The 3814-nt window shown below is 42.6% G+C and carries 3 protein-coding genes; 1 reads left to right on the top strand and 2 read right to left on the bottom strand.

Going from position 1 to position 3814, the window contains the following annotated elements; all coding sequences use genetic code 11:
* Positions 1–64 precede the first annotated feature (64 nt).
* Positions 65–862: a hypothetical protein gene (locus AACX68_RS05565; RefSeq protein ID WP_228860795.1), complete on the top strand. Its 798-nt coding sequence runs from the start codon at positions 65–67 to the stop codon at positions 860–862.
* Positions 863–1058: 196 nt separating this feature from the next.
* Here AACX68_RS05565 and AACX68_RS05560 read toward each other — a convergent pair whose 3' ends face one another.
* Together AACX68_RS05560 and AACX68_RS05555 are read right to left on the bottom strand one after the other, a co-directional pair.
* Positions 1059–1484 (bottom strand): hypothetical protein, encoded by a 426-nt coding sequence (locus tag AACX68_RS05560; protein ID WP_228860794.1) that lies wholly within the window; start codon positions 1482–1484, stop codon positions 1059–1061.
* Between the two features lie 648 nt (positions 1485–2132).
* Positions 2133–3647, bottom strand: a complete 1515-nt coding sequence (locus AACX68_RS05555; RefSeq protein ID WP_228860793.1) for a conjugal transfer protein TraG N-terminal domain-containing protein — start codon at positions 3645–3647, stop codon at positions 2133–2135.
* Positions 3648–3814: the final 167 nt, after the last annotated feature.

Below are 3814 nucleotides of genomic sequence, written 5' to 3'. Positions count from 1 at the left end.
ATATAAAGCTAAGGATATGAAATCGATGTTAGATAGCTTGATATCAAGTATATAGGTAGAAATTATGTATACAGGTATAGCAATATATAATTCAAACACATTACCGCCACTTATCGCTTATGAATTAGGTAGTTTGTTCTTTAGTATTTTTGAAATTCCCATTACCAGTACAGGATATTTTAAATATATAGAAAATGGTGATCATACCGGCGATCATGAACTAATAGAAGTCTCATTTCCCGAGCTGAAAGATAGAATTTTAGCTCAAGAAGCAACCTCTTTTAGAATGTATTGTGAACAAGGCGATCATAAGCCTTGGTTGTCTTCCTTTGGTTATGTAACTAATGAGTTTGGCGGTTTTTTTCATATAGATGCGCAAATCCCTAACGAAAATAGTAACAATCAAAAAATTCTTTCATTTATTAAGTTGCTAGTTGAAAAAGTGAATTTAAATTATGGTATTATCTATAATACTGATAGTGTAACAAAGGCATTTTATTATGCAGGCGGAAATAATCTTGTAAGTCTGTACTCATATGAGAATCCTACTCTTTTTAAAAAAGAGACACCGGGCAGATTTAATGGAAAAGAGCGGTATAATAATAGTATGCTAAGGATGATTTATCCTTACAACATAATAAATAATGTTCATTTTGAAACTAAAGTCGGAAATGTAAAATTGAAAAAATGGATATTAAGCGATGATAAAAATGGTTCATTAATAAAATTAAATAATGAGCTTTGGTTATGGAAGGTAGAAGATTCTGAACTTGATAAAATAAACAAAATCTGTGGAGAATCGGGAATATTAATAGGTTGGAAAACATCTCCCTCTAATAAAAAAACAAGAAAACCACCTTGATTAAATGCCGGAAGATCTTCATATTCTTCCGGTAGTTAATCTTATAGCATCATCATAAATTTGATAATTATTCTAAATTCCGCCCCTAAAAGTATCATTTTTTTCAATGATCCACTACTGTGAAAATAAGTTCCCCTCACGTATAGAAAATAAAGCATATTTCTAAAAATTCATCCAGAAGCATTACACTGTTTTCTTATTCTTTTATTTCCAAAGGTATTTTACATTTAATTCCGGTTAGTTCTGACAAATCCACATCGTCTCCTGTCGTGTGAAAGATTTCTTTACGCCTTCGATTAAACAAGTACTGGCAATGCACACACATGTCATTAACATTATTCGGATTTCTAATCGCTTTTAATGTTCTGACCGCATATTTACCGCACCGGCATCTGACGACATAGATGGAATTATTTTTCCCACCACTCCGCTGAGACCAAGGGCGAACACCCAACACGGTAAAAAAACCATATTCATAGCCTTGAACCTGTCTCAGTATGTTGATTAAATTAGGCTCCCTTTTACTTAAACGTAAATCATACGTCGTTCTATAAGGGATAAAATAGTCAGTGTGTTTTTTATTCTTCCTGCTCTTACCCTTTTCATTGGTATCGTTCGTCACTTTTTTTAATCCATTTTTCAGCTCATTAAATGCGTTCTAATTTAACTATTTTCATTATTAATTCAATAACGAAATAACTAACCTTAACATTTAAGTAAAATCAGCCAAATAGACTTTCCAATTGTAAACAATAATAAAAATACATATCCCAAGAAATACGCAGCATATGGACATAGCAGATGAGATTTATGATTAACGGTTTTTACACATTATTTTTTTTCGTAAAAATAAACATCCCCGCCGCAAGCAGCGGGGTATTCCGATATGAAATCACCCGCTTCGCATCGTTCAACTCTTATTTGCTCGTCGCAAGCGACGGGGAATTAAACCCTGAGAGATTAAATATCGTCTACTACCCTAAAGAGGATATCGATATAACATGGAAGTATATCACTTTATATATATGCCATATTGACTGAAATAACATTCAATAACTTATTGTTTTGTGATACAGGTCATAAACACTGTGTGAATTACGTGCACATAAGGCCTAAATTCAACAGTGAATGAATTAAAACATTAACCCGTCAACATAACTTATTTAAATTATCGAAATAATTATCAATAGATTAAAAAAGGAAAATATAAAATTCAGACTCAACTTAAGGAACCGCATCCTGCCCCTTAAGTTTTAAAAAGAGCATCTGATTACTTTCCTTTGGACATCATTTTCTGCATCACCATCTGCCCGAACATACCCGCAGATTGCCTGGCCTGCCCCACGCCCTGGCTCATCATTCCGGCCATATCGCCCATGCGTACACCGGCCCACGCTAATGCGCCCAGCCAGACCATCGGCAGCACAATAAACAGCGTACCCATCACCAGCCCCATGATTAAATCGTCCGAAGTGTTCTGAATGCCGGCCAGATTAAACAGGCTGTGGGTGTCTGATCCGTACAGGGCTTCCAGTAAATGGCTGTCCAGCCAGCGCGCCAGCTCCCACCAGAACGTCAGAAAATTCAGTGCGAAAATCACAAACGTCAGTGTGAAGATGGTCTTAAATTCATAGGCCGCAAACAGCACAATCAGGGGTATGAGGATATACAACGCCATCAGAATCACCGCCTGCATCATCGGCAGCGCCTGACGTACCGCATCGAACACCGGCATACTGAGTAATCCCCCCAATAAAGCCCCTGCGGAAGTGCCGATTCGATTAGCGCCATCCAACAAGGTGGGATCGGCATTGCCGCCATAGCCGGCGTAGACATAGCCCTCCTGAGAAATCGTCAGATTCACCGGGCTGACCAGACGGCGGATCACCGCTTCCTGATAAGCCTGCGTGTTTTTACCCAGTATTTTCAGTGTCGCTGACAGACGCAGCCACAACCCCGGATCGGCCTGCGCCAGTACCCGGTCTTTCAGACCGGTTTGAGCGGCGGACCACCAGGCCTGACACGTCGGGTATCCGCCCTGCCCGGTATACGGCCGCCCGTTATCCCGGCTCTCCTGCCACGGAAAATCCGCCCGGGGGAGGCGGGATTGCAGCGTCCGGTAATCCCCGGCTAAAAACGTGCGGCTACCCAGCCAGCCGGTATCATTCAGGATAATCGGATCGGTGGTGTGTTCCCGATCGCGTTGTTTCCATTGATAAAGCGCTAAGGCATAGCAATCGTGGGTAAAATCCTGTAATTCCGCCGCCAGTGCCGGGTGACTGATGCGGGTGTGCTGCACGTCAAAGCGCAGTTGCCGCAGATCCGGCCGACAGGGAATGGACGCCACCGCCGCCTGTGTCAGTCCCTTGGATAACCGGTGCACCACCGCCCACCACAGGGGCACAGCCGCGGTCTGGTTGTTCAGGCTGGACATCACCGGCGCATAGCCACTGTTATCCGGCGTTGTCGGTGTCCAGGTGCCACAGCTTTTGGCACGGGAAGTATCGTACTGAAGGGTGGTCAGGCTGACATTGACCAGCGGCACACAACAGACCACCATCACGAAGAACGCGCCGTACAGGGTGTTCTCAATCCGGGCCAGCGACTGTAACCCGGCCTGACCGTCTTCTTCGCTACACTCCCGTACTTTCAGCCAGACCGCAATCACTTTTACCACTAACGGCAGCGTAAACAGTCCGGTGGCAATCAGAATATACCACAGGCCATTGTTGATGACCCAGCCAAGTAGTGTCAGAAAATATTCCAGATAGCTGTTGGCTGTCATCGTATCTCCTCAATAGTGCCTGACAGGGCATACTCACCCAGCAGGATAAACAGCAGGGTCATGCTCCCAATGATTAGATATTGTGATAGAATCCCTGCTTTTTCTTATGGGTGAGATATGGCGAAAGTTGATGTGGTTTGTCGTTACTGTCATAAAACAGACGAGGT

Origin of the sequence: Xenorhabdus sp. PB61.4, from assembly GCF_963894935.1 — a bacterium.
In the GTDB taxonomy this organism is placed as follows: Bacteria; Pseudomonadota; Gammaproteobacteria; order Enterobacterales; family Enterobacteriaceae; genus Xenorhabdus; species Xenorhabdus stockiae.
Note: the sequence above shows the minus strand (reverse complement) of the source record. Positions and strands in the feature narration are given on the sequence as shown.

Excerpts from the sequence above, each read along its gene's own strand:
- AACX68_RS05555 (WP_228860793.1), bottom strand. The coding sequence starts at position 3,647 with ATGACAGCCAACAGCTATCTGGAATATTTTCTGACACTACTTGGCTGG.
- AACX68_RS05565 (WP_228860795.1), top strand. The coding sequence starts at position 65 with ATGTATACAGGTATAGCAATATATAATTCAAACACATTACCGCCACTT.